The sequence below is a fragment of the Parafrankia irregularis genome (genome assembly GCF_001536285.1).
GTDB lineage: Bacteria > Actinomycetota > Actinomycetes > Frankiales > Frankiaceae > Parafrankia > Parafrankia irregularis.
Map to the genome: position 1 here is coordinate 1 of NZ_FAOZ01000010.1, position 25,283 is coordinate 25,283.

18 protein-coding genes are annotated in these 25,283 nt (G+C 70.7%); 5 read left to right on the forward strand and 13 right to left on the reverse strand.

The features are described from left to right. Nucleotides 1-468 precede the first annotated feature (468 nt). Genes AWX74_RS17450 through AWX74_RS17460 form a run of 3 tightly spaced genes read right to left on the reverse strand, consistent with a single transcriptional unit; the run spans nucleotide 469 to nucleotide 5,304 of the window. On the reverse strand, nucleotides 469-1,230 hold the full coding sequence (locus AWX74_RS17450; protein WP_131799488.1) for a hypothetical protein: 762 nt from the start codon (nucleotides 1,228-1,230) through the stop codon (nucleotides 469-471). Between the two features lie 44 nt (nucleotides 1,231-1,274). Then, nucleotides 1,275-3,740, reverse strand: a complete 2,466-nt coding sequence (locus AWX74_RS17455; RefSeq protein ID WP_091277945.1) for a CoA transferase — start codon at nucleotides 3,738-3,740, stop codon at nucleotides 1,275-1,277. A gap of 1 nt (nucleotide 3,741) precedes the next feature. Further along, nucleotides 3,742-5,304, reverse strand: coding sequence for an AMP-binding protein (locus AWX74_RS17460; protein ID WP_091277947.1), 1,563 nt, complete (start codon nucleotides 5,302-5,304; stop codon nucleotides 3,742-3,744). Between the two features lie 215 nt (nucleotides 5,305-5,519). On the opposite strand from AWX74_RS17460, the gene AWX74_RS17465 reads away from it, so the two are divergent. From AWX74_RS17465 to AWX74_RS17475, 3 genes are all read left to right on the forward strand, one after another. Beyond that, a complete protein-coding gene (locus AWX74_RS17465; protein WP_006539174.1) occupies nucleotides 5,520-5,912 on the forward strand; it encodes a Zn-ribbon domain-containing OB-fold protein in 393 nt (130 codons plus the stop codon). Nucleotides 5,913-5,993: 81 nt separating this feature from the next. Beyond that, a complete protein-coding gene (locus tag AWX74_RS17470) occupies nucleotides 5,994-7,199 on the forward strand; it encodes a thiolase family protein (RefSeq protein ID WP_091277949.1) in 1,206 nt (401 codons plus the stop codon). A 176-nt stretch (nucleotides 7,200-7,375) separates the two neighbouring features. Then, on the forward strand, nucleotides 7,376-8,758 hold the full coding sequence (locus AWX74_RS17475; protein ID WP_226931337.1) for an MFS transporter: 1,383 nt from the start codon (nucleotides 7,376-7,378) through the stop codon (nucleotides 8,756-8,758). 199 nt (nucleotides 8,759-8,957) lie between these two features. Here the strand turns inward: AWX74_RS17475 and AWX74_RS17480 are convergent, their stop codons facing one another. Beyond that, complete coding sequence (locus AWX74_RS17480; RefSeq protein WP_091278200.1) at nucleotides 8,958-9,539, reverse strand: NUDIX hydrolase; 582 nt, start codon at nucleotides 9,537-9,539, stop codon at nucleotides 8,958-8,960. A gap of 101 nt (nucleotides 9,540-9,640) precedes the next feature. Next, the gene (locus tag AWX74_RS17485) at nucleotides 9,641-10,357 is read right to left on the reverse strand and encodes a hypothetical protein (protein ID WP_165615668.1); all 717 of its coding nucleotides are present in this window, start codon (nucleotides 10,355-10,357) and stop codon (nucleotides 9,641-9,643) included. A 355-nt stretch (nucleotides 10,358-10,712) separates the two neighbouring features. Between AWX74_RS17485 and AWX74_RS17495 the strand changes: the two genes are divergently transcribed. Next, nucleotides 10,713-11,567, forward strand: a complete 855-nt coding sequence (locus tag AWX74_RS17495; protein ID WP_091277959.1) for a siderophore-interacting protein — start codon at nucleotides 10,713-10,715, stop codon at nucleotides 11,565-11,567. Nucleotides 11,568-11,609: 42 nt separating this feature from the next. Here AWX74_RS17495 and AWX74_RS17500 read toward each other — a convergent pair whose 3' ends face one another. After that, nucleotides 11,610-12,461 carry a DUF72 domain-containing protein gene (locus AWX74_RS17500; RefSeq protein ID WP_091278202.1) on the reverse strand — a complete coding sequence of 284 codons (852 nt, stop codon included), beginning with the start codon at nucleotides 12,459-12,461 and terminating at the stop codon, nucleotides 11,610-11,612. Nucleotides 12,462-12,589: 128 nt separating this feature from the next. Then, nucleotides 12,590-14,086, reverse strand: coding sequence for an MFS transporter (locus AWX74_RS17505; protein WP_091277960.1), 1,497 nt, complete (start codon nucleotides 14,084-14,086; stop codon nucleotides 12,590-12,592). A gap of 136 nt (nucleotides 14,087-14,222) precedes the next feature. Here AWX74_RS17505 and AWX74_RS17510 point away from each other — a divergent pair, with 136 nt between their 5' ends. After that, a complete protein-coding gene (locus tag AWX74_RS17510; protein WP_091277962.1) occupies nucleotides 14,223-14,930 on the forward strand; it encodes a TetR/AcrR family transcriptional regulator in 708 nt (235 codons plus the stop codon). Between the two features lie 52 nt (nucleotides 14,931-14,982). On the opposite strand, the gene AWX74_RS17515 is transcribed toward AWX74_RS17510, so the two are convergent. The 6 genes from AWX74_RS17515 to pabB all read right to left on the reverse strand — a co-directional run bounded on the left by AWX74_RS17515 (nucleotide 14,983) and on the right by pabB (nucleotide 24,843). Continuing rightward, nucleotides 14,983-17,232, reverse strand: a complete 2,250-nt coding sequence (locus tag AWX74_RS17515) for an arylsulfatase (protein ID WP_242666287.1) — start codon at nucleotides 17,230-17,232, stop codon at nucleotides 14,983-14,985. A 226-nt stretch (nucleotides 17,233-17,458) separates the two neighbouring features. Then, nucleotides 17,459-18,265 carry a DUF3050 domain-containing protein gene (locus tag AWX74_RS17520; protein ID WP_091277967.1) on the reverse strand — a complete coding sequence of 269 codons (807 nt, stop codon included), beginning with the start codon at nucleotides 18,263-18,265 and terminating at the stop codon, nucleotides 17,459-17,461. A gap of 82 nt (nucleotides 18,266-18,347) precedes the next feature. After that, a complete protein-coding gene (locus AWX74_RS17525) occupies nucleotides 18,348-19,361 on the reverse strand; it encodes a methyltransferase (protein WP_091277970.1) in 1,014 nt (337 codons plus the stop codon). 31 nt (nucleotides 19,362-19,392) lie between these two features. Then, complete coding sequence (locus AWX74_RS17530) at nucleotides 19,393-21,036, reverse strand: class I adenylate-forming enzyme family protein (protein ID WP_193209855.1); 1,644 nt, start codon at nucleotides 21,034-21,036, stop codon at nucleotides 19,393-19,395. 25 nt (nucleotides 21,037-21,061) lie between these two features. Continuing rightward, nucleotides 21,062-22,666, reverse strand: coding sequence for an AMP-binding protein (locus AWX74_RS17535; protein ID WP_091277972.1), 1,605 nt, complete (start codon nucleotides 22,664-22,666; stop codon nucleotides 21,062-21,064). Beyond that, nucleotides 22,663-24,843 (reverse strand): aminodeoxychorismate synthase component I, encoded by a 2,181-nt coding sequence (gene pabB / locus AWX74_RS17540; RefSeq protein WP_091277974.1) that lies wholly within the window; start codon nucleotides 24,841-24,843, stop codon nucleotides 22,663-22,665. The genes AWX74_RS17535 and pabB overlap by 4 nt, the downstream gene beginning before the upstream one ends. Nucleotides 24,844-25,283: the final 440 nt, after the last annotated feature.

Sequence of the window (25,283 nt, forward strand, 5' to 3'; positions counted from 1 at the left end):
AAACTCAGCTCTTCCGCCAGGCCCCGCGAGATCTCCTCCCGCTCCGCCATCGACAACCGCAACGGTGACCGCGGCTGTGGTGGCCGCGGCCGGACCCCACCCACCGCCAGCATCCACAACCGAGCCGCCGACGAACTCACTCCCGCTCTCCCCGCCGCCACCGTGATGCTGTCTCCCGCCCCATACGCATCCCAGAACTTTCCACGCACATCCCACCCCAACGGTCGCCGACCAGCCGGCATCCCACACCCCCATCCAGACAGGTGTGCAATGACCGACTGAGACCACCTCGTCGGAACGACCAAAATCCTTCATTCTTGCGACTCGCCAACCGGGCCACCGGGCTCTCGGAGGTCCGGCCGCGTTCGTGGAGTGCGAGCCTCCCCGGCCGCCGATCAGCGATCCTGATTGACGCCAATCCGTGGCAGGCTACGGACACAGCCACGTGCCGTTGCAGTATGGGAACGGTCAGGACGGCGAGCCCGCCACCTGCTCGGGCTCGGTGAACCGCTGCCAGTTCCACTGCACCACCGACTCGAAGGGGCCCGCGAACACCGGCTCGACACCGCCGTTCTTCCAGCGTGCCTCCAGCAGCGGGCGGACGGCGGCCCCGACCGTCGCCGGGTCGGCGTCGAGGTAGGCCACGGTGACCCGGTGCGTCTGGTCCACCTGGTGCGAGGTCTGGTAGCCGGGTGCGGTGCCGTACAGGTAGACCCCGGCCACCCCGGGCACGGACAGCAGGCCGTCCACCCCGGCCCCGCGGAACTCGCTGTCGTACTCCTCGGCACGCGCCGGGTCGAGTCGCTCCACGACGAGGTAGACCCCCAGGTTCGGGCGCCACGGGACGGCGTGGTCGGAGATGAGGGTGCGCTCCGCCGCACGTGGTTCGAGCAGCTTGTACGCCCCGAGCATCAGGAACGGGCTGGGCTCGATGAACTTTCCGGTCTCGTTCAGCTTCTTGTTGAGAGCCTGGAACTCGACGAGATTCTGCTCGACCGGATCGGACAGCAGGTAGGAAACGAGGTTCTCGGCGTCGACCAGATGATCTGCCTGGGCGGCCCGCTGGGCGCGGCAGGCCGCCGTGGAATGCCACCGCTGCGCGTTGACGATCCCCGGGACCGTGAACTGCTCCGGCATGTGCCTGGTCGCATGCCATTCGAGGTACTCAGCCTCGGGAACACTCTTGGGAAGTCCAGTCAGTGCGATGAATCCAACCTTGACTCGGTTCAACGGAACACCTTCCGGGGCGACTCTGTCGGATGTGGTCTGATGGCTCAGGTCAGTCTTTTCAGCTCGGGTAGCCGGTCGGGCAGGCACAGGACGCCGTCCGCTGCCAGGCTTTCCATTTCGGCCGGGGTCAGCCCGAGCCCGGTGAGGATCTCCACCGCCTGGGAGCCCACCGGCCCGGGGCTGGCGCCCACGACGGGCGGGGTCTCCGACAGCCACTGGCCGATGCCGGGCCGCGGGACGTCCGCGCCGTTCGGGCCGCGCTCGAAATAGACCACGCCGCGGCCGTGCAGATAGCCGACCGCGTCGTCGATGGGCACGTGGTGGTGCGCGCCGATGCCGGCGCCGACCAGCCGGCCGACCCAGTGCGCGGCCGGCTCGCCGGAGAACCGGGCGGCCAGCCGCGCGGCGAGTGCTCCGCCCGGGTCCCGCCAGGTCTCCACGTCCCCGCCCGGCTCCGCCGCGTCGTCCGGCTCGAGGACGTCGCCCGGCTCCGCGGTGGCCTCCAGGCCGACGGCACGCAGCAGCCCGTTGACGTCCCGTTGCCCGGCCGCGAGGAAGAACCAGCCGTCCTTCGCCTGGTAGAAGCGCGCCAGGGCGGTCGCGCCGTGTTCGTTGCGCAGCGCGTCCGGCCCGCCGCCGTCCGCCGACTGGGCCTCCGCCGCCAGATGGACCGCCTGGTGGAAGGTGGACCCCTGCACCAGGGACGCCCCGACCTGCTGGCCGGCGCCGTCACGCAGGCGGGCGAACAGGGCGACCGCCACCGCGTAGGCGCCGAGGATCCCGGTGTCCGCGTCGTTGACCGGGGTCGGCTGGTAGAGCGTCCAGCCGAAACGCGCGCCGTAGCGCCAGCTCATGCCGGTCGCCGCGTTGCACTGGTTCTCGTAGCCACGGCGGTGCGCCCACGGCCCGTGGTGGCCGTAGGCGGTGATGGAGCAGTGCACCAGGCCGGGGTTGAGCACGCTGGTTCGCGCGTGGTTGATGCCGTAGCGGGCCTGCGACTTCAGGGTGAAGTTGGTGACCAGCACGTCCGCGTCACGGATCAGGTCGGCCACGAGCCGGCCGCCCGGCCCGCTCCGCGCGTCCAGCAGGACCGTGCGCTTGCCGCGGTGGAGCTGGCCGACGATGCCGTCCGTCACCGCCGGCACCGGGTTACCGATCTTGATGACGTCCGCGCCGAAGTCGGCGAGCACCCGGGCCGCCGTCGGGCCGGCGACCGCCTGGCTGAGGTCGAGGACGGAGTGCCCCTCCAGCGGAAGATCCACTGGCCGCGGCCGCGGCGCACCGGTTCGCGGCGGCGACACCCCGGCCCCGGGCACGGCTGGCCCGTGGGCGACACGCTTCCCAGCCCAGTGCCATTCACGCAGCTCGCCGAGCACGGCATCGCGGTCCTGGTCGGGCAGGTGCCGGGGCCTCGGCGCGGCGGGGGCCCGGCCCAGGTCGAAACCGCGGCCCGGCAGCACCAGCGGCCCGGCGAGCGGATCGTCCAGGGTGACGACGGCTCCGGACAGGCGTGCGTGCTCGCTGGCGACCCACTGCGCGGGGGTTCGGACCATGGCCATCGGCGTCTCGGCCAAGGTCGCGACCTCGTCCCACCAGGCCGCCGGGCGGCTGCGGACCAGGTCGGCGAACATCGTCATCGCCCGCTCCCGGTGCTCCCGCGCGAAGCCGCGGGTGGCGACGTCGATCAGGCCCTGGCGCTCCCACTCCGGCGCGGCCCCGGCGGCGACGAGCAGCGGAATGACGAACTTCGCGTACGGCGACAGGTCGACCATGCCGCCGTCGGCGCACTCGTAGGTGAGGTCACGCAGCAGGTGGCCGTCGCCCATCAGCGGGTTCTCGTACACCCGCATGCCCAGCATCGTGCTGTAGGCCTCGGCGAACGCCTCCGCCAGCGGGACCGCGACCAGCTGCCCCCGGCCCGATTGTTCCCGGGCGATCAGCGCCATGACCACCGACACTGCGCCCATCAGCGCCCCGAAGTTGGATGCGGTGGTGATCGGGCTGAACAGCGGCGCGGCCGGGTCCTCGACCCGCACCCGCCGGCGGCCCGACGGATCCCAGTGCTCGCTCAGCGGCCGGTAGCCGGCCACCGCCGTCTGGATCACTCCCTCCCAGGCCGCGAGTGTGGCCTTCTCGTCATCGCCGGCGAAGCCGGGCAGCGAGCAGTAGACGAGCCGCTCGTTGGAGGCACGGGTGGCACCCGGGCCGAGGCCCAGGCGGTCCATCACCCCGGGCCGGAAGTTCTCGACGAGCACGTCGGCGCGGGCGACCAGGTCCAGCGCGACCGCCCGGTCGGACGTCCGCTTCAGGTCCAGCGTGATCCGCCGTTTGCTGCGGTTGACGTAGGCGTCGAGCGGACCGGGCTCGGCCGCGGTGCGCGGCGAGTCGACGTGCACGACGTCGGCGCCGGCCTCGGCCAGCAGCAGCGCGGCGACCGGGCCGGCGATCTGGTGGCCGAAGTCGACGACCCGGATGCCCTCGAGGCCGGCGGGGCCGGTCAGGCCGGGCACGTCAGTTGACCTCGCGGGTGCGGCCGGCCCAGTAGGGGGCACGCAGCCTGAACTTCTGCAGCTTCCCGGTCGCGGTGCGTTCGAGCGCCGGCCGAAGCTCCACGCTGGTCGGGCACTTGTAGTGCGCCATCCGGGAGCGACAGAACTCGATCAGCTCGGCGGGGGTGGCGCAGGCGTCGGGTCGCAGCACGACCAGGGCCTTGACCGTCTCCCCCCACTTCTCGTCCGGGACGCCGATCACCGCGGCCTCGGCGACGTCCGGGTGCTGGTAGAGGCAGTCCTCGACCTCGATCGAGGAGACGTTCTCACCGCCGGTGATGATGACGTCCTTCTTGCGGTCGGTGATCGCGAGCAGTGGGCCGTCGAACGTGCCCCCGTCGCCGGTGTGGAACCAGCCGTCCCGGATCGCCGCCGCGGTCTGCTCAGGCTGCTCCCAGTAACCGTCGAAGACATGGTTCGACCGGGCGAGGATCTCGCCGGAGGCATCGGTACGCAGCCGGACCCCCAGCGCAGGGGCGCCGGCCTGCGCCAGCAGCCGGGCACGCTCGGTGGTCGGCAGCTTCTCCCAGCCGCGCCGGGCCCGGTTGACGGTGAGCAGCGGCGCCGCCTCGGTCAGCCCGTAGATCTGGATGAACTCCCATCCGAGCTGTTCCTCCACCCGGGCGACCACCGCGCTGGGTGGCGGCGCCCCGGCGACCACGATCCGCACCCGGTCGCGGCCCGGGACCGGGCGGCCGGCGGCGACCCGCGCGGACGCGGCGTCGAGGATCGAGGCGACCACCGCCGGGGCGCCGCACATCAGCGTCACCCCGTCCCGCTCGACCCGGGTGAGGATGTCCTCCCCGTCGATCCTGCGGATCACGACGTGCGTGCCGCCCATGCCGGTCACCGCGTAGGGCATCCCCCAGCCGTTGACGTGGAACATCGGCAGGGTGTGCAGCAGGACGTCGTGCTCGGTGACGGTGGTGTGCCAGCCGAACGAGGCCGCGTTCAGCCAGCAGGTGCGGTGGGTGAGGCGGACGCCCTTCGGCCGGGCCGTGGTGCCGGACGTGTAGTTGATCGTGCAGACGGCGTCCTCGTCGAGCTCCCACTGCGCCCATGCGGCGGACGCGGCGGCATCGGTGGGGTCCGCCGGGGCGAACAGCTCCGCGTCGGACACCCCGTCCAGCACGAGCCGGTGGGCGACCTTCACATCGGCCAGCGCGTCGGCGTGGTCCGGGTCGACCAGAAGCAGCTCGGCGCCCGAGTGGCCGACGACGTAGGACACCTCCTCGGCACCCAGCCGGTAGTTCACCGGGACCAGTACCCGCCCGCTGCCCGAGACCCCGAAGAAGGCGGTCAGGAAGCGGCCCGAGTTGGGCGACACGATCGCCACCCGGCCGCCCACCGGCACCCCGAGCCGGGCCAGACCGGCCGCCACGCCACGGGCACGTGCCGCCAGCTCGGCATAGCTCAGCCGGCCCAGTGAACCCGCCTGGCCTGGCTCGTCGACCAGCGCCAGCGCACCCGGATACACCGTCTCAGCCCGGTCCAGAAAGTCTCTGACCGTGAGCGCGACCTTCATGGGCGTCCTCCCTCCACGCGACCGGGTTGACAGTACAGGTACTTCAACCTAGTGTAAATATGGCCATCCTGAATACAAGCTGTCACACTCTTGTGGATCTCTCCGTGAGAGGGCTTGGAGCATTCGGAAAAGGCTGGTTAATTCGCCCATCACGGCGTAGGAGTGATTCACGCGTCGTCGGCGGTTCAGTATTGGGTCGAGGGCAGGGGTTCTTCGTGGCAGAGCGGATTCCGCTGGTGGACTATCTGGTTCTGGGCGGCGAGCCGCAGCTGGTCGCCCAGGAGTGCGAGCAGTGTTCGGCACGCTTCTTCGACCGCCGCAACGCGTGCGCGTCGTGCGGCGCCGCGGCGTTCCGGGCCGTCACGGTCCCGCGAGAGGGAACCGTCCACACGTTCTCGATCGTGTCGATGGCTCCGCCCGGTGTCCCGGTGCCGTTCGTGGCGGCCGTCGTCGACTGCGGCGGAACCAGGGTGCGGGGCTGCCTCGTGAACGTCGAGCCGCGCCCGGAGAACGTGACGCTCGGCATGAAGGTGCGGCTGACCACCGTGCCCGTGGGCGCCGACAGCGCGGGGGTCGAGGCCGTCGGGTACGGCTTCGAACCGGTCTAGACAGCCCACGGGTCCCCTGAGCCACGGCACCGCCACCGCCACCGGCGCCGGGCTCGTCAAGAAGATCGAAAGGACCGCGCCATGGCCCAGGATGTCTGGATCCTCGGGATCTCGATGACCAGGTTCGGCAAGCACCCGGACAAGGACGGCATCGACCTCGCCGCCGAGGCCGCGGCAGCCGCGCTCGCCGACGCGGGCATCACCATGCGCGACGTCGGCGTGCTCGCCACCGGCAGCCTGACCGGTGGCAGCTCCAGCTTCGGCCAGCTGCTGCAGAAGCAGATCGGGCAGACGGGCATCCCGGTCTACAACGTCGCCAACGCCTGCGCCACCGGCGCGACCGCACTGCGGGTCGCCATCATGGCGATCAGGGCCGGCGAGACCGACGTCGGGATGGCCGTGGGTGTCGAGAAGCTAGCCGGCGCCGGCCTGCTCGGCGCGCCCGGGCAGGCATCGGCGGGCGACGGCACCTGGTCGCGCCGAGGCCGGTTCGGCGCCGTCGCGCCGCTGGAGGGCCGGGTCGGCACCGACAGCATGCCGGGAGTGTTCGCCCAGATCGGCCTGGAGTACGGGCACCGCTACGGGGGCGCGAGCTTCGAGCTGTTCGCGCGGATCGCCGAGAAGAACCACGCGCACTCGACCCTGAACCCGCTGGCCGCGTACAGCCGCCGCTTCACCCTCGACGAGATCATGAACGACGTCATGATCGCCTACCCGAACACCCGCCCGATGTGCTCGGCGAACTGTGACGGCGCCTCCGCGGCGGTCGTCGTCAGCGGCAGCCGGCTGCGCCGGATGTCCCCCGAGCAGCGCAGGCGCGCCGTGAAGGTCAGCGCGTCGGTGCTCACCAGCGACCCGTGGCAGGACGGCTGCCAGGTGCTCCCGGACGTCAACACCCTCACCCGCTCCGCCGCCGCCCAGGCCTACGAGCAGGCCGGCATCGGACCGCAGGAGCTGGACCTCGTCGAGCTGCACGACTGCTTCGCCACCGCCGAGCTGGTGCACTACGACAACCTGATGCTCTGCGCACCGGGCGAGGCGGTCGGCTTCTTCGAGTCGGGTGCCACCTGGCGCGACGGGCGGATCCCGGTGAACGTCAGCGGCGGCCTGCAGTCGAAGGGCCATCCCATCGCGGCCACCGGTATCGCCAACGTCTGGGAGATCTGCCATCACCTGCGCGGCGAGGCCGGCGACCGGCAGATCGCCGGTGCCCGCGTCGGGCTCGCCCATGTCATCGGGCTGGGCAGCGCCTGTGGCGTACACGTGCTGGAGAAAGCCGCCGCCTGATGCCGCCCGCCCAGGACGGGCCGGTGCCGCCCCCGGCACCCGTGCCCACGCCGCCACCACCGTCGGTGGCACCGGCGCCATCGCCAGCGCCACCGGGGGTCTCGACGGCGCCGCCGGCACTCGATGCGCCGGCACTCGATGCGCCGGCGCCATCCACGACCGGGAGCCTGCTCGTCATGGCGGCGGCCGCGGCGGCGTTCTCCATCGCGCAGACCGCCGTGGTGCCGGGGGTCGGCGTGCTGACCGACGCCCTGGGCACCACCGCGGCGAACGTCACGTGGGTGTTCAGCGCCTACCTGGTCGCGGCGGCGATCCTCACCCCCGTCATCGGCCGCCTGGGCGACATGTACGGCCGGCGGCGCCTCCTGGTCATCGCCCTAACCGTGTTCGCGGCGGGCAGTGTGCTGTCGGCGCTCGCGAGCGACATCTGGCTGCTGGTGGCGGCGAGGACGGTGCAGGGCGCCGGCGGCGGCATCTTCCCGCTCTGCTTCGGCATCATCGGCGAGGCCTTCCCCGAACGCCGCCGCCCGGGCGCTGTCGGGTTGATCGCCGCGATCGCCGGCATCGGCGCCGGCGCGGGCCTGCTCGCGGGTGGGCTGCTCCTCGATCACGCCAGCTGGCGTTGGATCTTCTGGCTCGGTGCGCTCATGTCCGCCGGCGCGGCGGCCGGCTCCCTGCGGCTGCCTCCGGACTCCGCGTCGTCCCGCTCCCCGGGCCGGGTGGATGTGCCCGGTGCGCTCCTGCTGTCCGCCGGGCTGACCGCCCCGCTCATCGCGCTGACGCAGACCTCCGTCTGGGGCTGGGGCAGTCCCCGGACTCTCGGGCTGATGGCGGCCGGGCTGGCCGTCCTCGCGCTGTTCGCGCTGTTCGAGCTGCGCACGGCCGATCCGCTCGTGGACATCCGGCTGCTGGTCCGGCCGATCGTCGCGGCCACGAACCTCGCCACCCTGTTGGTGGGCTGCTGCATGTTCGGCGCGTTCGTCCTGGTCCCGCAGATCGCGCAGGCACCGCGCTCGGCCGGCTACGGCTTCGGCCTGGACGCCACCGGAACAGGCCTGCTGCTGTTGCCCGCCTCCCTGGCGATGCTGATCACCGGTTCGTACGCGGGGCGGATCAGCGGGTGGCTCGGGCGGCGCGCTCCCCTGATGGCCGGGTTCCTCACCGCCGCCGGTGGCCTGGCCCTGCTCGCGGTGGACCACGGCGAGCGGGTGGTCGTCGCGGTGCTCACGACCGTGGTCTTCACCGGCGTCGGCCTCGGCATGTCGGTGGTTCCCACCATCATCATCGAGGACGTTCCGGCGCGGACCACAGGCCAGGCCACCGGGGTGAACGCGCTGGTGCGCTCGGTCGGCGCGGCGCTGGGCTCGCAGGTCGTCGCCGCCCTGCTCGCGTCGAGCACGAACGCGGGCCGCCCACTGCCCACCGACAGCGCGTTCACCCGGGCGTTCTGGATCGCCGCCGGTGCCGCCGTCTGCGCGTCCTGCGCCGCCGTGCTGATCCCCCGCGATGGCGGTCCTCAGGAAGAGCCGCGGCGTTCCAGGCTCAGACGCCCGCCGTGATGCTGATGGGTGACCCGGCGGGAACGTCGCGCAGTGTTGTCGGGTGCTCGACGTACCGACCGGCCGGTTCCGCGGAACCGCCCCGGTTCAGCGGAACCGCCCCGGTTCAGCGGAACGGCCCCGCAGCGGAACCGCCCCGTGCCGCCGCCCGATCCGACCGGCGGCGGCGCCGCGGGCACCGCGGGCAGGCCGGCCGGCGTCAGGGAGACCTACGAGCCGGGTCGGGAAGTTTTCGGGTGAGCAGGGTGGCCCGAACCCGGCCGCCGAGCTGGCCGGGCAGCTCGAGAAGCGGGATCCACCGGAAGTCGGATACCTCCTCCTCGTTCGGGGATGTGGCGACCGCCTGGTCCACCGCCACCAGGAATCGAAAATCGTAATGAGTGTGCTCGGGCTCCACTTTGATCGGATTCGCCGGTATCACGTGCGCGTGCAGGTCGACCGGCCGTTCGAGAACGGGGCTGACGCTCCCGCCGGAAATCCCCGCCTCCTCGGCAAGTTCCCGCATCGCCGTAGCCAGCAGTGAGTCGTCCTCCGGCTCGATGTGGCCACCGGGCAACAGCCAGCGCTCGAGCCGGCGATGCCGGATCTGCAGAACCCGCCGGTCGGGGGTGACCACGACCGCCCCACAGGTCACATGGCCGGGCGTGGTCGCCCTCGAGGCCAGCGGCGCCTCACTGCCACGCGCCGTCTCCAACAGCGCGGCGAACGCCTCCGTGTCCGTCGGGTACACGTCGAGATAGGCGCTGATCGTGTTGGCGATGTCGTCGTTGCTGACGGGCATCTCGTCCACTCCTGGTCGGCACATCACAGCAGGAACCAGGAGATGATTTCATGCCCGGCCGGCGACCCGTGAAAGCCCGGGAATCCGGCCGCGCACGTCGGTCAGATTCGCCAGGAAACGCTGCCGGGGGTGGCGTCGTCGAACCGGATGACATCGAAGTCCGTGGTGACGTCGAAGGCAAGCTGGACAGTTGTCGGATCATCGGAAAAAGGTTCCGAAGGTCCCGTTATCGCCGATTCCGTCCACAGCGGGGTCGCGATCGTGTTCTCCGGCCCCAGCGCGGAGAAGACATAGGGGTCGGGCCACACGTAGTTGCCACGCACCGCGACCGTCACGTCCACAAGCAGATACGTGCCGTTGTCGGGTGTCCGCTGGAACTCCTCGGTGGGCGCGGTGGACTGCCTGTGCACGTTGCCCACGGTCAGCTCGACGACGGTCGGCTGGTCGCAGCCCAGCACCTGATACCTGAGCACGACTGTCTCCCCCGCGGCGAGGACAGGGTCGTCCTCATCGGGTGAACGCCGTGCCGAGTCGGGTACCGCGCCGCCCGTTTCTCCATAGCAGGCATCCGATCCGGACACCTCCACACCCTGCATGTCCGAGCTTCCGAAAAGATCGTCCCCTGTGAGGTCGACCCCGCAGTAGAGCGTGAGTGCGCTCAGCGCGACGGCGGCAGCGCTCAGCACGGTGACGACGATGAGCAACCAGCCGTGCCAGCGGGCCGGGCCCGGCGCCGGTGGCTGTGGCGGATACCAGCCGTACGGCGGCCACGGGCCCGGCGGCGGTGCCGGTGAGGGCGACGCCGGTGACGCCGGCATCGCCGCGACCGGCCCCGGAGCTGGTGGTGCCGCAGGTGGCGGCGGTGGCGCCATGGGCGGTGTCGGCGGAACCGGTGACGGCGGAACCAGCGCCCACGGATTCACCGGGCCGCCGGAGCCGCCGGAACCCTCCGGACCTGCCTGTTCCCGGCGCTTCCCTGCATCCTCGCCTGAATCCCCGCGCTCGTCCGCCACGCCCCGCCCCTCGGCCTGGAACCCGGATTCCCCGGGCCCCGAAACTAGATCGCCGAGATTATCAGGATAGATCGGCACAGATCCGTCAAGGTGGCTGGTCCGCTAATCGGGCAAACTGAGTGTTCCGTTCGCCACGGGAATCCGAACGTACGTTGGGTGAATGGCTGAGCGTCAGACCACGCGACGGTTCCCCGCCCCGCACCGGGCGACCGTGCTGCGCACGGAGCGTCTAACCCCGCACATGGTGCGGGTCGTCCTCGGCGGCCCCGGGCTAGCGCGCTTCTCCGCCGGTGACTTCACCGATCACTACGTCAAGCTGCTCTTCCCGGTGCCCGGGGTGACCTACCCGGAGCCGTTCGACATCCAGGCCGTGCGGGCCGAGATGCCGCGCGAGCACTGGCCCCGGACCAGGACCTACACCGTGCGCGCCTGGGACCCGGGCCGCCGCGAGCTGACCATCGACTTCGTCTGGCACGGTGACCGGGGCATCGCCGGGCCCTGGGCCGCCACCGTCGCCCCCGGCGCGGAGATCCTGTTCAACGGCCCGGGCGGCGCCTACTCCCCCGGCGCGGACGCGGACTGGCATCTGCTGGCGGGCGACGAGAGCGCCCTGCCGGCGATCGCCGCCTCGCTGGCCCGGGTGCCGGCCGGCGTGCCGGTGCATGCGTTCGTCGAGGTCGCCGGCTCGCAGGACGAGCTGAGCCTGGACGTACCGGACGGTGTCGAGGTCCGGTGGCTGCACCGCGGGGAACGGCCGGTCGGTGCGCTGCTGGTCGAGGCGGTCACCGCGCTGGAGCTGCCGGCGGGGACGGGGCAGGTGTTCGTCCACGGTGAGGCGGGCACGGTGAAGGCGCTGCGGCGGCTGCTGCGCGTCGAGCGCGGACTGCCGCCGGAGTGGCTGTCGATCTCCGGCTACTGGCGGGCCGGGCACGACGAGGATGGCTGGCAGTCCGGCAAGCGGGAGTGGAACGCCCAGGCCGAGGCCGAGGAACAGATCGCGCTCGCCACGCGCTGACGGGTCAGCACAAGGCCAGCGGCTCGGAACAGGGCCAGCGGCTCAGAACAGGGTCAGCGGCTGCGCCGGGATCGGTTCGGGCAGGGCGTCCAGCTCCGGCAGCCGGGCCCGGACGTCGTCGTGGAAACGCCGCGCGAGTCCGGGCGCGTCGGCGTTGTCCGGAGTGTGGATGAACATCGTCGGCGACCGGCCCTCGCGCAGCCAGCCGACGACGACGTCGACCCAGGGCCGCCAGCCCGCGACCGTCTGTTCGGTGTCGTCACGGCCCAGATAGCGGACGATCGGCCGGTCGGTCAGCGCGACGGACCGCGACGGTACCCGTGGCTTCTTGCTCCAGGCGTCCCGCTCGGCGTCGCTGGTCGGCGGGCTGGCGAAGAACGCCGTGGTGTCGAAGGGGATCCACTCGGCGCCCGCGGTACGCAGCGCCGCTTCGAGCAGGCTGGCCGCCCGGGGGCTGGCGAAGAACTCCGGGTGGCGGACCTCCACGGCGTACCGGTGGCCGTCGGGGAGCCGGCTCAGGAAACGGGCGAGCAGCGGCACGTCGACGGGACCGAAGGCGCCCGGCAGTTGGATCCACACCGCGTGCGCGCGGGTGCCCAGGGGCTCGATCGCGTCCAGGAAGCCACCCAGGGCCTCGTCGACGTCGGTCAGGCAGCGGTCATGGGTGATGATCTTCGGTAGTTTGGCCAGGAACCGGAAGTCCTCGCCGGTCTGGCGCGCCCAGGTTGCCACGGTCTCCCTGGTCGGGGTGGCGTAGAAGGTCGTGTTCCCCTCGACCGCGTCGCACCAGCTGGCGTAGGCGCGCAGGCGCTCGTTCGGCGGCAGCGGATGGGCCAGGAAGCGCCCCTGCCAGGACCGGTGGCTCCACATCGCGCATCCCACGGCAAGACGCATCCGAGTGAATCCCTCCTTGACGTCCTCCCCGGCCTGAAGGCGCACTGTATCCACCCGATTCTGGCGCGGTGACGCGGCGCCGCGCGGCCCGCGCGGTTCCGCGGAACCGCGCGGGCCGCGGCGATCGGTCAGGCCGCCGGCACGGGCTTCGCGCCGCGACGGCTGTTGATGCCGAAGGTGGTGATCGCGGCCACCGCCGCGGCCCCGGCGCACAGGGCGAACAGCTGCTGGTAGCCGTCCAGTGACGGGAGCTCCGCGGAGCCGACGGCGACCGTCCGCGCCGCGAGGATGCTGCCGCCGATGGCGCTGGCGAGCGAGCTGCCGATCGACCGGAACAGGGCGTTCAGGCCGTTCGCCGCCGCGATCTCGGTCGGCGGCGTGAAGGCGTTGATGAGCGACGGCATGGCCGCGTAGCCGATGCCCGTCCCGATCCCGACCACGGCGTTGCAGGCGATGATCTGCCACAGCTCGTCGGTGAACACGATGCGGGTGCACCAGCCGACGGCCACGATGACGGCTCCCAGCGCGAGGGTCTGCGCCCCGCCGCGCAGTGCCACCAGCCGGGCCGCGACCGGCGCGAGGAACAGCATGCCCAGGCCGCTCGGCAGCATCACGAGGCCGCCGACGACCATGGACGAGCCGAAGCCGTACCCGGCCTGCTCCGGTGCCTGCACGAACGACGCCGTCCCGATCATCGAGGCGAAGAGCGCGAAACCGAACAGCATCGAGGCGACATTCGTCATCAGCAGCGGGCGGCGCAGAAACGCGACCATGTCGACCAGGGGATCGTTGATCCGTCGCTCGACCACGCCCAGCGCCACCAGCAGCACCACGCCGAGCAGCAGCAGGCCGATGACCCAGGGCGAGCCCCAGCCCCAGTTGGCGGTCTCGGCGAGCGGGAGCATCAGCGCGACCAGGCCGGCGCTCAGCAGCGCGGCGCCGACCAGGTCGACCCGGCCACCGGTGCGGCTGGGCGCCTCGGGGACGAAGGCCAGCACGGTGAGGAACGACAGGGCGCCACCGACCACCAGGATCCAGAACAGCACGTGGAAGTCCGCGTGCTCGGCGACCAGACCGGCCAGCGGCAGGCTCAGCGCGGCGCCGACGCCGAGCATCGAGCTGATCAGCGCGATGGCCGAGCCGACCCGTTCCTTCGGCAGCAGCGAGACCAGCAGGCTGATCCCGAGCGGGATCGCCGCCGTGGACAGGCCCTGGATGGCACGCCCGACGATCATCAGCGCGACGTTGCTGGTGACCGCGTCGATGAGTGAGCCGACGGCGAGCGTGCCCATCGCGATCAGCAGCATCCGGCGCTTGCCGAACATGTCACCGAGGCGCCCCATCACGGGGACGGCGACGGCGGCGACGAGCAGCGTCGAGGTGAGCAGCCACTCCACGTTGGTGTGGGTGGTGTTCAGCTCGGTCGGCAGGATCGCCAGCACCGGCACCAGGATCCCCTGGGACATGGACACCATGAGGGCCGCGAAGCCGACGACGGCGAGCTCGAGGGTCGCCCGGCCGGAGGTGGTGTGGGCACGGATCTCCACCTCGGCCCGCGCGGCGGTTGTGGCCTGGACGGTTGTGGCCCCGACGGTGGTCGCCGCCGGCGCGGACGCCTCTGTCATGCCTGGTCCTCACATCGATCAATAGCGGAAGAATTTCCTCCGTTTACGCTAGCACGAACGGAGGATGCACCTCCGGTTGGCCCCGGTGGCCGAGCTGGGAGCACGCTTGACAGCAGGCAGGAGGAGGATCAGGCCGATGCCATCGACAGAGCGGCCATCAACAGAGGGGCCATCAACAGAGCGGCCATCGACACCGCCGCACCGGCTGCGCGCCGACGCGCGCCGCAACCGCAGCGCCATCCTCGCCGCGGCCACCGCGGCGTTCACCGCGGACGGGCCCAACGTGCCCATGGAGGAGATCGCCCGCCTCGCCGGTGTCGGCGTCGGCACGCTCTACCGGCACTTCCCCGACCGGGAGACGCTGACGTTGGAGGTGGCGCGCGACAGCGTGAGCGAGATGCTGGACCACGCCCGCCGGGCCCAGGCCGAGGAGCCCACCGCCTGGGGCGCGCTCGTGCGCAGCCTCGGCGGCTTCCGCGCGCTGAGCCTCACGGTGCGCATGCCCGGGCTCTTCTCGGGGGCGACGGCCGCCGCGATCGAGGCCGACGAGACGATCAGGCGGATCCGCGCGGAGCTCATCGAGATCACGGACACGCTGGTCCGAGACGCACAGCGGGAGGGGGCGCTGCGCCCCGACGTCGGCGGCGGCGACGTCACCCACCTGTTCACCCTGCTGCTCCAGAGCACGAACGGATCACCCTGGCAGCCCGACGAGATCGCCTTCGAGCGAGCCCGCGGGATCATCCTCGACGGCCTGCGGGCCCGGCCCGACGCAGCCACCGGCGGCCCACCGCTGCCCGGCCGGCCACTGTCCACCGCCGACCTGGACCCCCGTACGGAATGACGGGGGCGTGGGAGCGTGTGGGCCACGACTCCCGCACGTTCGTTCGTGGCTGCTAGTCGACCTGTAGTGCGATGCGCAGGAGATCCTGCTCCGGGGGCAGTTGGGCGCCGGCGTCGATGCGCACCTGGTGCAGGGTGCCCGTCCACGGGAACGGCGGGCGGTAGCCGTCGCTCACCGGCAGCCCGCGGTCCTGCCCGAGATGGATCGACGCGCCGCCGTGCTGCCAGACGAACGGCAGGCTGTCGTCGACGTGGGCGGCGCCGACGACCTCCCCGTCGATCAGCGCCTCGATGTGCAGGCCGCCCGCCGGATCAGGCCGCAGCTCCAGCCCCGCCGTGTGCCGGCCGGGCGGCAGCGGCCGGCCCGCCGACACCGCGATCTCGCTGCTGGGCAGGGCCGCCACGGCGTGCAGGACGCCACCGACCACGTAGGCGGCGAAACCGCCGTTCCAGTCGCCGAGCGCGAACAGCACCCCGTTCGCCTCGTCGGCGGACGCCGGCACCTCGACGTCCGCGGTGATCCGGCCACCGCCGAACAGCAGCGGCAGCGCGTCGTCGGAGACCGGGCCGCCGGCCGGATCCAGCACCAGGCTCTGGCCGACCGGGTACTCCCGCGGCAGCAGGTCACCGAAGCGGCCGGCGATGCTGTCGACGATCGGCATCACCTTGTTGGCGCCCGCCTCGACGAACCACTGCCGTTCCAGGCCCCGCACGACGTCCGGATGCTTCTCGGCCAGGTCGTGCGCCTCGGAGAAGTCCTCGTCCAGCCGAAACAGCGACCACCGGTCGGTCTCGAAGTCGCGGCTGCCCTCCATCAGCTGCTCCTCCTCGATGACGCCCTGCGAGACGTGGTCGGTGGTCGCCTTCCAGCCGTCCGCGACGATCGAGCGCGATCCGAGCATCTCGAAGTACTGCGACGTTCGCGGGCTCGGCGCCGCCGGGTCGTCGAAGGTGGGCAGCAGGCTGGCGCCGTCCACCCGCTGCTGCGCCGCGCCGTCGACGGACTCGGGCAGCGGCACGCCACAGGCCTCGAGCACGGTCGGCATGATGTCGATGACGTGCGCGAACTGCCCGCGCACACCGGTGGCGGCACCACCGTCGCCAGCCCCGCCACCGGTGCCCGGCGTGATCCCGGCCGGCCAGTGGACGATCATCGGCACCCGGGTGCCACCGAGCCAGGTGTAACGCTTCCACAGCCGGAACGGTGTGTTGCCGGCCCAGGCCCAGCCCCAGGCGTAGTGCGGGTAGTGGCGCTGCCCGCCCCAGTCGTCGAGGCGGCCCAGGTTGTCGGCCAGATCGTCGACCACCCGGTGGGTGAAGCTGTGCTCGTTGGCGGTTCCCGACACCCCGCCCTCGGCGCTCGCGCCGTTGTCGGACATCACGAACAGCAGCGTGTTGTCCAGGACGCCGAGCTTCTCCAGCGTGTCGACGACCCGGCCGATCTGCGCGTCGGTGTGGCTCAGGAAACCGGCGTAGACCTCGTGCATCCGGGCGAAGACACGGCGCTCGTCGGCCGGCAGGTCAGCCCAGGCCCGCACCCAGGACGGGCGTTCGGTCAGCGTCGTCCCCGCGGGGACGACGCCGCTGGCGAGCTGCCGGGCGAAGACCTCCTCGCGCCAGCGGTCCCAGCCGTGGTCGAAGGCGCCGGCGTAGGCATCCGCCCAGGAACGCTCGACGTGATGCGGGGCATGCATCGCGCCGGGGGCGAAGTAGAGGAAGAACGGCTTTCCGGGCGCCGACTGCTGCTGGTTGACCACCATCCGGATCGCCTCGTCGGCGAGGTCCTCGGTGAGGTGGTAGCCGTCGGAGGGCCCGGCCGGCGGCTCGACGTAGGAGTTGTCGCGGACCAGCTCGGGCGCCCAGTGGTTGGCGTCGCCGCGCAGGAAGCCGTAGTAGCGCTCGAAACCCAGCCCGAGCGGCCACCTGTCGTACGGCCCGGCCGAACTGCGCTCACCACCGGGGACGAGGTGCCACTTCCCCACCGCCATCGTGTTGTAGCCGGCACCGCGCAGCAGCCGGGGAAGTGCGGCGGCCGAGCGCGGGATGCGGGCGGTGTAGCCGGGAGCTCTGGTCGCGAGGTCCGCGAGGAAGCCCATGCCCACCGCGTGGTGGTTGCGCCCGGTGAGCAGCGAGGCGCGGGTGGGCGAGCACAGCGCCGTGACGTGGAACCGGTTGTACCGCAGTCCCCCGGTGGCCAGCCGGTCGACGTTCGGCGTGGAGAACCCCGAACCGTAGCTCCCGAACTGCGCGAACCCCAGGTCGTCGAGCAGGATCACGACCACGTTCGGCGCACGATTCGCCACAGGAGTCCCCATTCCACGCAATGCCGACCAAGAATGTCGCAAAGACCGCGGCCGTCAGCACACCCCACGGCGGCCGACGCAGTCAAGCGTGGCCGTCCTGCGCGGTGAACCGGATTCCTCCCCGGCCTGAAGGCCGGGGCATCCTCCCGGAATCTCGTGATCGTGATCGTGATCGCCGCGCGCGACCGGACCCGTCCCGAGGCGGCGTTGCCCCGGCGCCACCGGGTCAGATCGTGACCGAACGCTCCCTCTCGTCGACGTCAAGGGCGGCGGCGATGCCGTCCCACAACTGCAGGCGCGCCCGCAGGGCGCGTCTCGTCACGGCTACGCACTCCGACCAGCGGGCGTCGTCCTCACCGCAGAGATCCGCCAGCATCTGCATTGCCATCGGCGTGTGCTGCTCGCCGTCGACCTCGATGTGCCGGGCGAGATAGTCGTGAAAGGTGCGCAGGCGGATCTCGTTGTTCGAGATCACCTGGGCGAACATGTCCGGAATCAGGTCCTCGCGCCCGAAGGCGAACGCCGCGGCCTGGCAGTGGACCGGCGTCTCGGTGATGATGCTCCAGGTCTCCTTCATGAAGCTCGAGGCGGGTGCCGGCACCTCGGCGAGCACCGCGGCCTCGGCGATCGGAACCCCCACCCTGACCGCCTCCAGCAGGCGATCGATCCCGTCGGTCCGCGCACCGGCCTCGATCATTCCGATCCGGTAGAGCTCGAAGTGACTTGTGTAACCGGCGTCGAGCTCGTCGCTCTCCTCCACGAGGACGATGTCGTTGATCAGCCGGCGGCTCGAGACGGGCCCGCTCGGAACCCAGGGAAGGTCGATGCAGGTAAGGGAGCGCTGCAGCGAGGTCAGCAACGACATGAAGTCCCAGACCGCATATACGTGGTGCTCCATGAAGATCTGAACGTCACGAAGAGTGCGAATACGCTGGTAAAGCGAGTGTGCCGTGACCTCGAGACGGCTCTGGTTGATCATCTCCCGTATGCTGTCGATGCTGGAGTGCTGTTTACCCCACGAGTAGCGTGACATCTGTCCCTCACTAGGTCGAACTGGCTGTGGCGGCGGCGGTGTCGTCGACGCGGCCGGGACGCGCCGGCCTGCGCGACCGTTGTCAGAGACGGCGGGCGACAAGCAGGTGGACGTCCAGCTCAAGCGGCCGGACGTCATCGAGCGCGAATCCCTCGTCGGCCAGCAGCTGGGCATAGCTTTCCCGGGAGCGCTCCCGTCCATGACCCATGACCGCGAGCATGTGCAGGTCGAACCCGGCGGCAAGCGACGGCGCGGCGCCGGCGGGGGGCAGCAGGCGCTCCACCACCAGCAGGGTGGCCCCCGGCCGCGCCGCCTCGTGTATGCGCCCGAGGATCCGCCGGCAGTCCGCGTCGTCGAAGCCATGGAGGATCCGGGAGAGAACGTAGGCGTCTCCCCCCTTCGGCGCCTGCGCGAAGAAGTCACCGGAGACGGTCTGAGCGCGATTCCCGAAGGGCTGGAGGTTCCGCTCGGTGGCCGCGCTGGCCACCACGTGCTGCGCGTCGTAGAGAACTCCCCGCAACGACTCGTCCGACCGCAGGATCTCGGCGAGCAGACCGCCGGTACCGCCCGCGACGTCCACCACCGTGGTCTGCGCGGGAAAAGCGTGGGCCGCCGGTACACGTGCGAAGAAGGAGGCGCCACCGGCCATCGTGGCGTCGTAGCGAGACGCCGTCTCCGAATGCGCGGGAAGGTAGTCGAAAAGGCTCCTGCCAAAGACTTTCTCGAAGCCTGAGATGCCGGTGGTGAGCGCGTTCAGCAGCTCACCCCAGGCAGCGTAGAACTCGCTGCCGTAGAGAACTGTCAACGCGTTCAGCGAATCCGCGGTGTCCGATCGCAGCAGCTCTCCGACCGGCGTCAGGGAGTAGCCGCCCGCGGGATCGTACGTCAACACGTCGAGGTCGACGAGGAAACGTAGGAGACGAGTGACCGGATCGACCTGGAGGGCAAGTTCGGCTGCCAGGTCAGCCGCGTTCCGGGGCCCGCCGGCCAGTCGGTCCGCGATACCGAGTGCCGCGGCCGCGTGTATCGCCTGGGTTCGCCAGTACCCGGTTGCCAGCTCGATCAGGGTACGGGCACTGGTGGAGTCTGTCGTCACCGGAGCTCCTGGGTTAGCAGGTGGTTTTCCGTCATTTCCGTTCGGCGACCAGCCGACTGAGGACCGAGCGCTGGATCTTCGCGGTCGACGTTCGTGGAAGCTGGTGGAAGGGCAGCTCCACGGGCTCCGCCATGTCCGGGAGCCCGTCGATCGCCCGCGCCCAGCGGGCCCGGTCCAGCGGTCCGTCATCACGCGTGCACACGACCGGGACGGGCTCGCCCTCGGGACCGGCGACGATCACGATCTCCCGCAGCTCGGTGAGGCGGCCCATGAGGATGTCCTCGGCCTGCAGGTTGCTGGGCATCGACGCGATCTGGTCGACCTCGCGGTCGATCAGGTAGAGCAGACCTCGCCGGCTTCGGTAGCCCATGTCACCGAGCCGCCACCAGCCGTCGCGGAGCTGGCTCGCGAAACGCTCGTCCTCGCCGAGGTAGGTCAGCGCGCGGCCGCGGCTGCGCACCTCGAGGTGGCCCGCCTCACCCGGCCGGACCCGCCGCCCGTCCGCGCCGACGACCCTCAGCCTGATGAAGCCGGGCAGTGTGAGCCCGACGCAGCGCCCGTCCGCCTGGGCGGCTCCGCGACGGGTGAACCATCGGCCGGCCACAGGTCCCGTCTCGGACTGCCCGTAGAACGCGAGCATCAGCGGCCGCCGGTGTTTCGAGGCGGACAGGAGCCTGGCGACGGTCCGCGGATGAATCGCGTCGAACGTAGCGGCATAGTATTTGATGCTCGACAGGGGCTGGCCGGGCGCGTCGACCAGATCCTCCCAGTCGATGAAGGCGTTGGGATGGGTTTCGATGAATCCAGGACGGGTCCGGACGAGCAGTGGCCCGACGGTCTCGGGAGCCGAGTCCGAGGCGATCACCAGCGGATTTCCGTAACGCAGGAAGACGCCGAGAGCATGGTAGAAGCGAGAATGCACGAAGGTCAGACAGAAAGCCACCTTGAGGCGTTTCCTGACCGGCGAGGCGATCGCCAGCTGCGGAATCAGCCGATGCCAGAGCGCCCCGGCACAGTGCACCACCAGCTTGGGAACACCGGTGGTTCCCGAACTGTGCGTGATGAGCGCCGGCTCCTTCGGATGCAGCAGCACCGGATCCCGCGGCGGCGAGCCCGCATACCCGCCCAGGCGGACCACCGGCGACGGCGCGCCGCTATGATCGTGAAGCGGGTGGTCGACGGCCCCGTTGCGGACGGCCCCGTCGTCGAGGACGACCTCGCCGTCGACGGCGTGCCCGTCGTCGACCAGGACGCTGCCCCGGACCACAAGCTCCTGCGCCGCGAGCGGGCCGGCGAGCGTCTCCGTGTCGGTCAGCAACCACGGCCGGTCCAGCCGACGGATCAGCTCGGTCGCGATGTCTCCGGGCAGAGCCGGTGCGAGCAGGGCGGGAACCGCGCCGATCCGGGCCGCCGCGCAGGCGAGGAGCGCGATGTCGAAGTTGTTCTGCTTGTAGATCGCCACCCGCTCGGCGGGCCGGATGCCGATCGCCCAGAGGCGCGCCGCCAGGTCCGCGACCAGGGTGGCGAGATCGCCGACAGTCGCCTGCGGAGCGTCTGGCGCGCAGCCCAGGGGCTGGTCGAGGCTCACGGAAACAGCGGGATGTGCGTCAGCGGCCTGATCGAACATGCGGCCTATGTAGAAGGCACGCACTCCTGTGTTGAGATCGGCGGACACGTCGCGTTCATCTCCTGAAGATCGCTCAGCGGAGGCCGGCCGGATCTGGACCGAGCCACGTCGTCGAGGCGGGCGTCGCGGTGGGATGCGGGACTTCTGGACGGCCGGCCGGGCTGGAGCCCGGGCTGGCGGGCGGGTTCTCGGCGGCGAAGAGGCCACTGCGCAGCTGGAAACGGCGAAGCTTTCCCGAGGCGGTGCGTGGGAGGGCGGGCACAAGATGGACGGTCCGGGGAACCTTGAACGGCGCGAGGCGTTCCCGCGCGAAACCCACCAGATCCTGTTCGAGCCGGCTGCCGGACTCCTCCGGCCGGCGCGGCACCACATAGGCCCGCAGCCGGGTCGCGCCGGTCTCGTCGGGAACCGCGGCCACGGCGACCTCGGAAACAAGCGGATGTGCGCCGAGAACCCCCTCGATCTCCAGCGGTGACACCGTGATCCCGCCGACCATCTCGAGATCGTCAAGCCGCCCGAGATGTACGAAGGTGCCGTCCGGGTTACGCATCCCGCGGTCGTTGGTCGCAAGCCAGCCTCCGCGAAGGGCCGCCGCGGTCTGCTCCGGCCGGTTGAGGTAGCCGATCATGAGGGTCGGCCCGGTGACCCACAGCTCACCGACGGTCCCGTGGGGGCACGGCCGGCCCTCGGGATCACGCACCTGAACCGTGAAGCCGGGCACCGCACGCCCGACCGTGCCCGCAACGTTGGCGTCGACGCCGTTCGCCACGAAGGCGCACCCCACCTCCGTCTGCCCGAGCTGCTCCAGGACCGGGGCGCCCAGCAGGTCGGACGTGCGCCCACCGAGTTCCAGGCTCAGCCGTTCGCCGGCGGACACCGCCGCCCGGACCGAGCCGAATGAGGCGGGTTCCGCCGAACGCCCCAGGCCCGCGAACGCCGACGGGACCGCGTACAGCAGGGTCACCCCGTGTCGACTGACAAGCTCCTCGACGGCCTCCGGGCCGGGACGTTCTCGCAGGAGCACAACCGACCCACCCGAATACAGCGGGAAAACCAGGGAGTTGCAGAGGCCATAGCCGAAATAGAGCTTCGACACGGACAGCGTCACATCGGTCGGCCCGGAACGCAGCAGCGCCTCGCCGATGCTCTGATGGTAGAAGCGGGGGTTCCCCTGCCGGAACATCGCCCCTTTCGGGGATCCCGTCGTCCCGGACGTGTAGGTGAGATAGAGAGGCTCGTCGGTACGCACGACCGGCCCGGCCTCGGCCTGATGTGCCTCGGCCAGCAGCTGATCACCACTGCGCACCACGGTGGCCGTGAACCGGGAGCAGATCTCCTCGTCCGCGACGACGATTCCCGCGGCGCAGTCGTCGGCCATGAATCCGTGGTCGTGCGCGGTCAACAATGGGTTCACCGGGACGGCGGTCGCTCCGCACCGCACGGTTCCGAGGAAGGTCGCCACCCAGGCGGGCCCGTCGGACAGCGCGATCAGCACCCTGCGGCCGGGCCCGGCGCCATGCCGGACCAGCACCTGACCGACTCGCGCGGCCAGGTCGTGTAACTCCCCGTAGGTGATCACCTGGTCCTCGAACAGGAGGGCCGGTCGGTCCGTCCAGCCCCGGGACCGCGCCAGGTCCGCCAACTCCGCGGCCAGGTTCCTGGGCGGCCGCCCGTTCATCGCGGGGCTCCGGAGAACGCGCGCTGCCCGGAGACGGCCCGGCCGGCCGCCGGACTGGCCACCGCGCGGACGGTCGTCGCCGCCTTGAGCAGCATCTCGTCCAGTTCCTCGCCGGGATCGGAGTCCAGGACGATCGCGCCCCCGCTGCCGACATGCCAGACGTCGTCCACCAGAACCGCGGTGCGGATGACGATGCTCAGGTCCGCTGTCCCGTCGCAGCCAAGAAAGCCCAGCGCCCCTGAGTAGATACCACGGGCGTCGGTTTCGAGCGTGTCGATGATCTCCATTGTCCGCAGCTTCGGGGCACCCGTCATGGAGCCCCCCGGAAAACAGGCCCGCACACAGTCGATCACACTTCGGCCGGTTCGCAGCCGTCCGCGCACGGTCGATACCAGCTGATGCACGGTCGCATAGGTCTCGGTCGCCATGAGGCGCGGCACGTGCACGCTGCCGATCTCGCAGACCCGACCGAGGTCGTTGCGCAGGAGGTCGACAATCATGAGGTTCTCGGCCCGGGTCTTGGGGCTCGTCCGCAGTTCGTGACACAGCTGGAGGTCATGCGCGGCGTCCTTTCCCCGCGGCGCCGTCCCCTTGATCGGCTTGCTTTCGACCCAGCGATTTCTGTCGATACGCAGAAACCTCTCCGGTGAGGAGCTGGCGACCTCGACCCCGGCAAGCCGGAGATAGGCCCCGTAGGGCGCCGGGTTCCATCGCCGAAGCGCGAGATACGCCGCCAGCCCGTCGTCCACGGCCGGCAGGCGCACCATGTTGGTAAGGCAGATCTCGTAGCTCTCCCCAGCCACGAGCTTCGCCTGACAATGATCGATGTCGGCAAGGTATCGGGCTCGGTCACGGCTCAGGTAACCATTGACCAGCGCCCGGTCGAGAGGCGGCGGATTCGACGTCCCGGCCGGCCTGGGAAGAACCTCCCCGGAATCACTGAGCAGTGCCAGGCGCGCGGCGGTCGACTCGATCCAGTCCGACGTGCCGTCCGCCTCCAGGGCCAGCAGGTAGGTGGTTTTCTCCTCGTGGTCGATGGCGATCATCCGGTCGACGAACATCCAGGCCGCGTCGGGCGCGCCCGAACGATGCGCGTTCGTCGCCCCGAGATCCGCCTTGAGTTCATAACCGAAGTAGCCGACATACCCGCACCGCAGGTCGAAGGGCAGGTCGGGGCCTTCGATCCGCCGCTCGGCCAACGCCTCCTCGAGATAGTCGAAGATTGTTCCGGGTACCAGGCTGACCTCGCCCCGAGAACGTACCGAAACGTGCGGATCACCTACCTGGTAGGACACCACTTCACCCAGCGGGCCACCGGCGTCGCCCAGGAAGGAGAATCTGGCGAGCCCTTCGGGGCGATAGGAGCTGTCGAGCCAGAACGCGTCGGGCGACTCCCCGTACAGTTCACGGAATGCCGCCGGCGCGTCGGCCGCACCGGGCAGCGTGCGGACGTTCAGCCGATGAAGCCGGCCGGTCCGGGACGCGGACACGGGACCGGGCTGCGCCCTCCCGTCGTCCTCACGGCGCCGCGGAAGCACCCTGGTCCTGCCGGTCGGCCGGACCGCTCCCCGCCCGCCAGCACTTCGACCCGGCCGTGCGAGCTGCTCTGTCAGGGCACGAAAGTTCGCCAACAGCTGTCTTCCGTGCTCTGTCGCGACCGACTCCGGGTGGAACTGGACGCCCCACAGAGGCCGGGAACGGTGCTCGACAGCCATGATCACATCGTCCTCGGCCCAGGCGACGGCGCGCAGGCCCACGGGCAACGGGTCCGCGAGGGCCAGGGAGTGATAGCGCACCGCGAGAAAGGTGCTCGGAATGTTCTGGAAGAGCCCCGTTCCGTCATGGCGGACCGAGCTGAGAAATCCGTGCCTTGGTTTCGGCGCCGGCTGGACCCGAGCTCCCTCATACGCCCCGATGCCCTGGTGGCCCAGGCAGACACCCAGCACGGGCACCTCGGCCTGCGCGATGACCTGTGCCGAGATCCCGAAATCCCGGTCGACATCCGGACGTCCCGGACCGGGCGAAATGATCACATTGTCGTAGACGTCCAGCCGACCGAGCTCTTCGAGCGAGGTGTCATTGGTGATGACCGCCGGCTCCACGCCGTTCACCTCGGCTACGAGCTGGAACAGGTTATATGTGTACGAATCGAAGTTGTCGATCAGCAGGGTTCGCACCGGATTCCCCTAGCTCTGGACGTGAAGATGCCTGCGTCGAATCACGCGGACCATGCGGCCGGCAGCCCGGACTGGCCCACGATTTCCCGGCGGAAGCCGGCGGGCATGGGCCAGGATCACGAAAAGAAGGACATGCCACACGCAGGACTTCCACCCCGGAGGATCCGTGGATCCAAGGAGAAGCCAGATGCCGTGGCCGACGAAAACGCAGGCGAGTGGATATCTCGCGGAAGGCGTTCGCCCAAATGCAACCCGGGCGAAGCTTATAGCCCGGGTTCCCTGGATGCAACAGCGTTCGCGAATGTCACCCGAAATGCCAGGTCAGCGGCCACGACCGTACCGATGTCGTGCATGTGCGCCGCCAGGACCCGCAGCCGGCCCAACCCACCGGGGGACGTGAGACAGATCACCCCACCCACCATCAACGGCGGCGAACCAAC

Excerpts from the sequence above, each read along its gene's own strand:
- AWX74_RS17475 (WP_226931337.1), top strand. The coding sequence starts at position 7,376 with ATGGCGGCGGCCGCGGCGGCGTTCTCCATCGCGCAGACCGCCGTGGTG.
- AWX74_RS17535 (WP_091277972.1), bottom strand. The coding sequence starts at position 22,666 with ATGAACGGGCGGCCGCCCAGGAACCTGGCCGCGGAGTTGGCGGACCTG.
- AWX74_RS17510 (WP_091277962.1), top strand. The coding sequence starts at position 14,223 with ATGCCATCGACAGAGCGGCCATCAACAGAGGGGCCATCAACAGAGCGG.
- AWX74_RS17495 (WP_091277959.1), top strand. The coding sequence starts at position 10,713 with ATGGCTGAGCGTCAGACCACGCGACGGTTCCCCGCCCCGCACCGGGCG.
- AWX74_RS17505 (WP_091277960.1), bottom strand. The coding sequence starts at position 14,086 with ATGACAGAGGCGTCCGCGCCGGCGGCGACCACCGTCGGGGCCACAACC.
- AWX74_RS17460 (WP_091277947.1), bottom strand. The coding sequence starts at position 5,304 with ATGAAGGTCGCGCTCACGGTCAGAGACTTTCTGGACCGGGCTGAGACG.
- AWX74_RS17480 (WP_091278200.1), bottom strand. The coding sequence starts at position 9,539 with ATGCCCGTCAGCAACGACGACATCGCCAACACGATCAGCGCCTATCTC.
- AWX74_RS17520 (WP_091277967.1), bottom strand. The coding sequence starts at position 18,265 with ATGTCACGCTACTCGTGGGGTAAACAGCACTCCAGCATCGACAGCATA.
- AWX74_RS17500 (WP_091278202.1), bottom strand. The coding sequence starts at position 12,461 with ATGCGTCTTGCCGTGGGATGCGCGATGTGGAGCCACCGGTCCTGGCAG.
- AWX74_RS17485 (WP_165615668.1), bottom strand. The coding sequence starts at position 10,357 with ATGCCGGCGTCACCGGCGTCGCCCTCACCGGCACCGCCGCCGGGCCCG.
- AWX74_RS17470 (WP_091277949.1), top strand. The coding sequence starts at position 5,994 with ATGGCCCAGGATGTCTGGATCCTCGGGATCTCGATGACCAGGTTCGGC.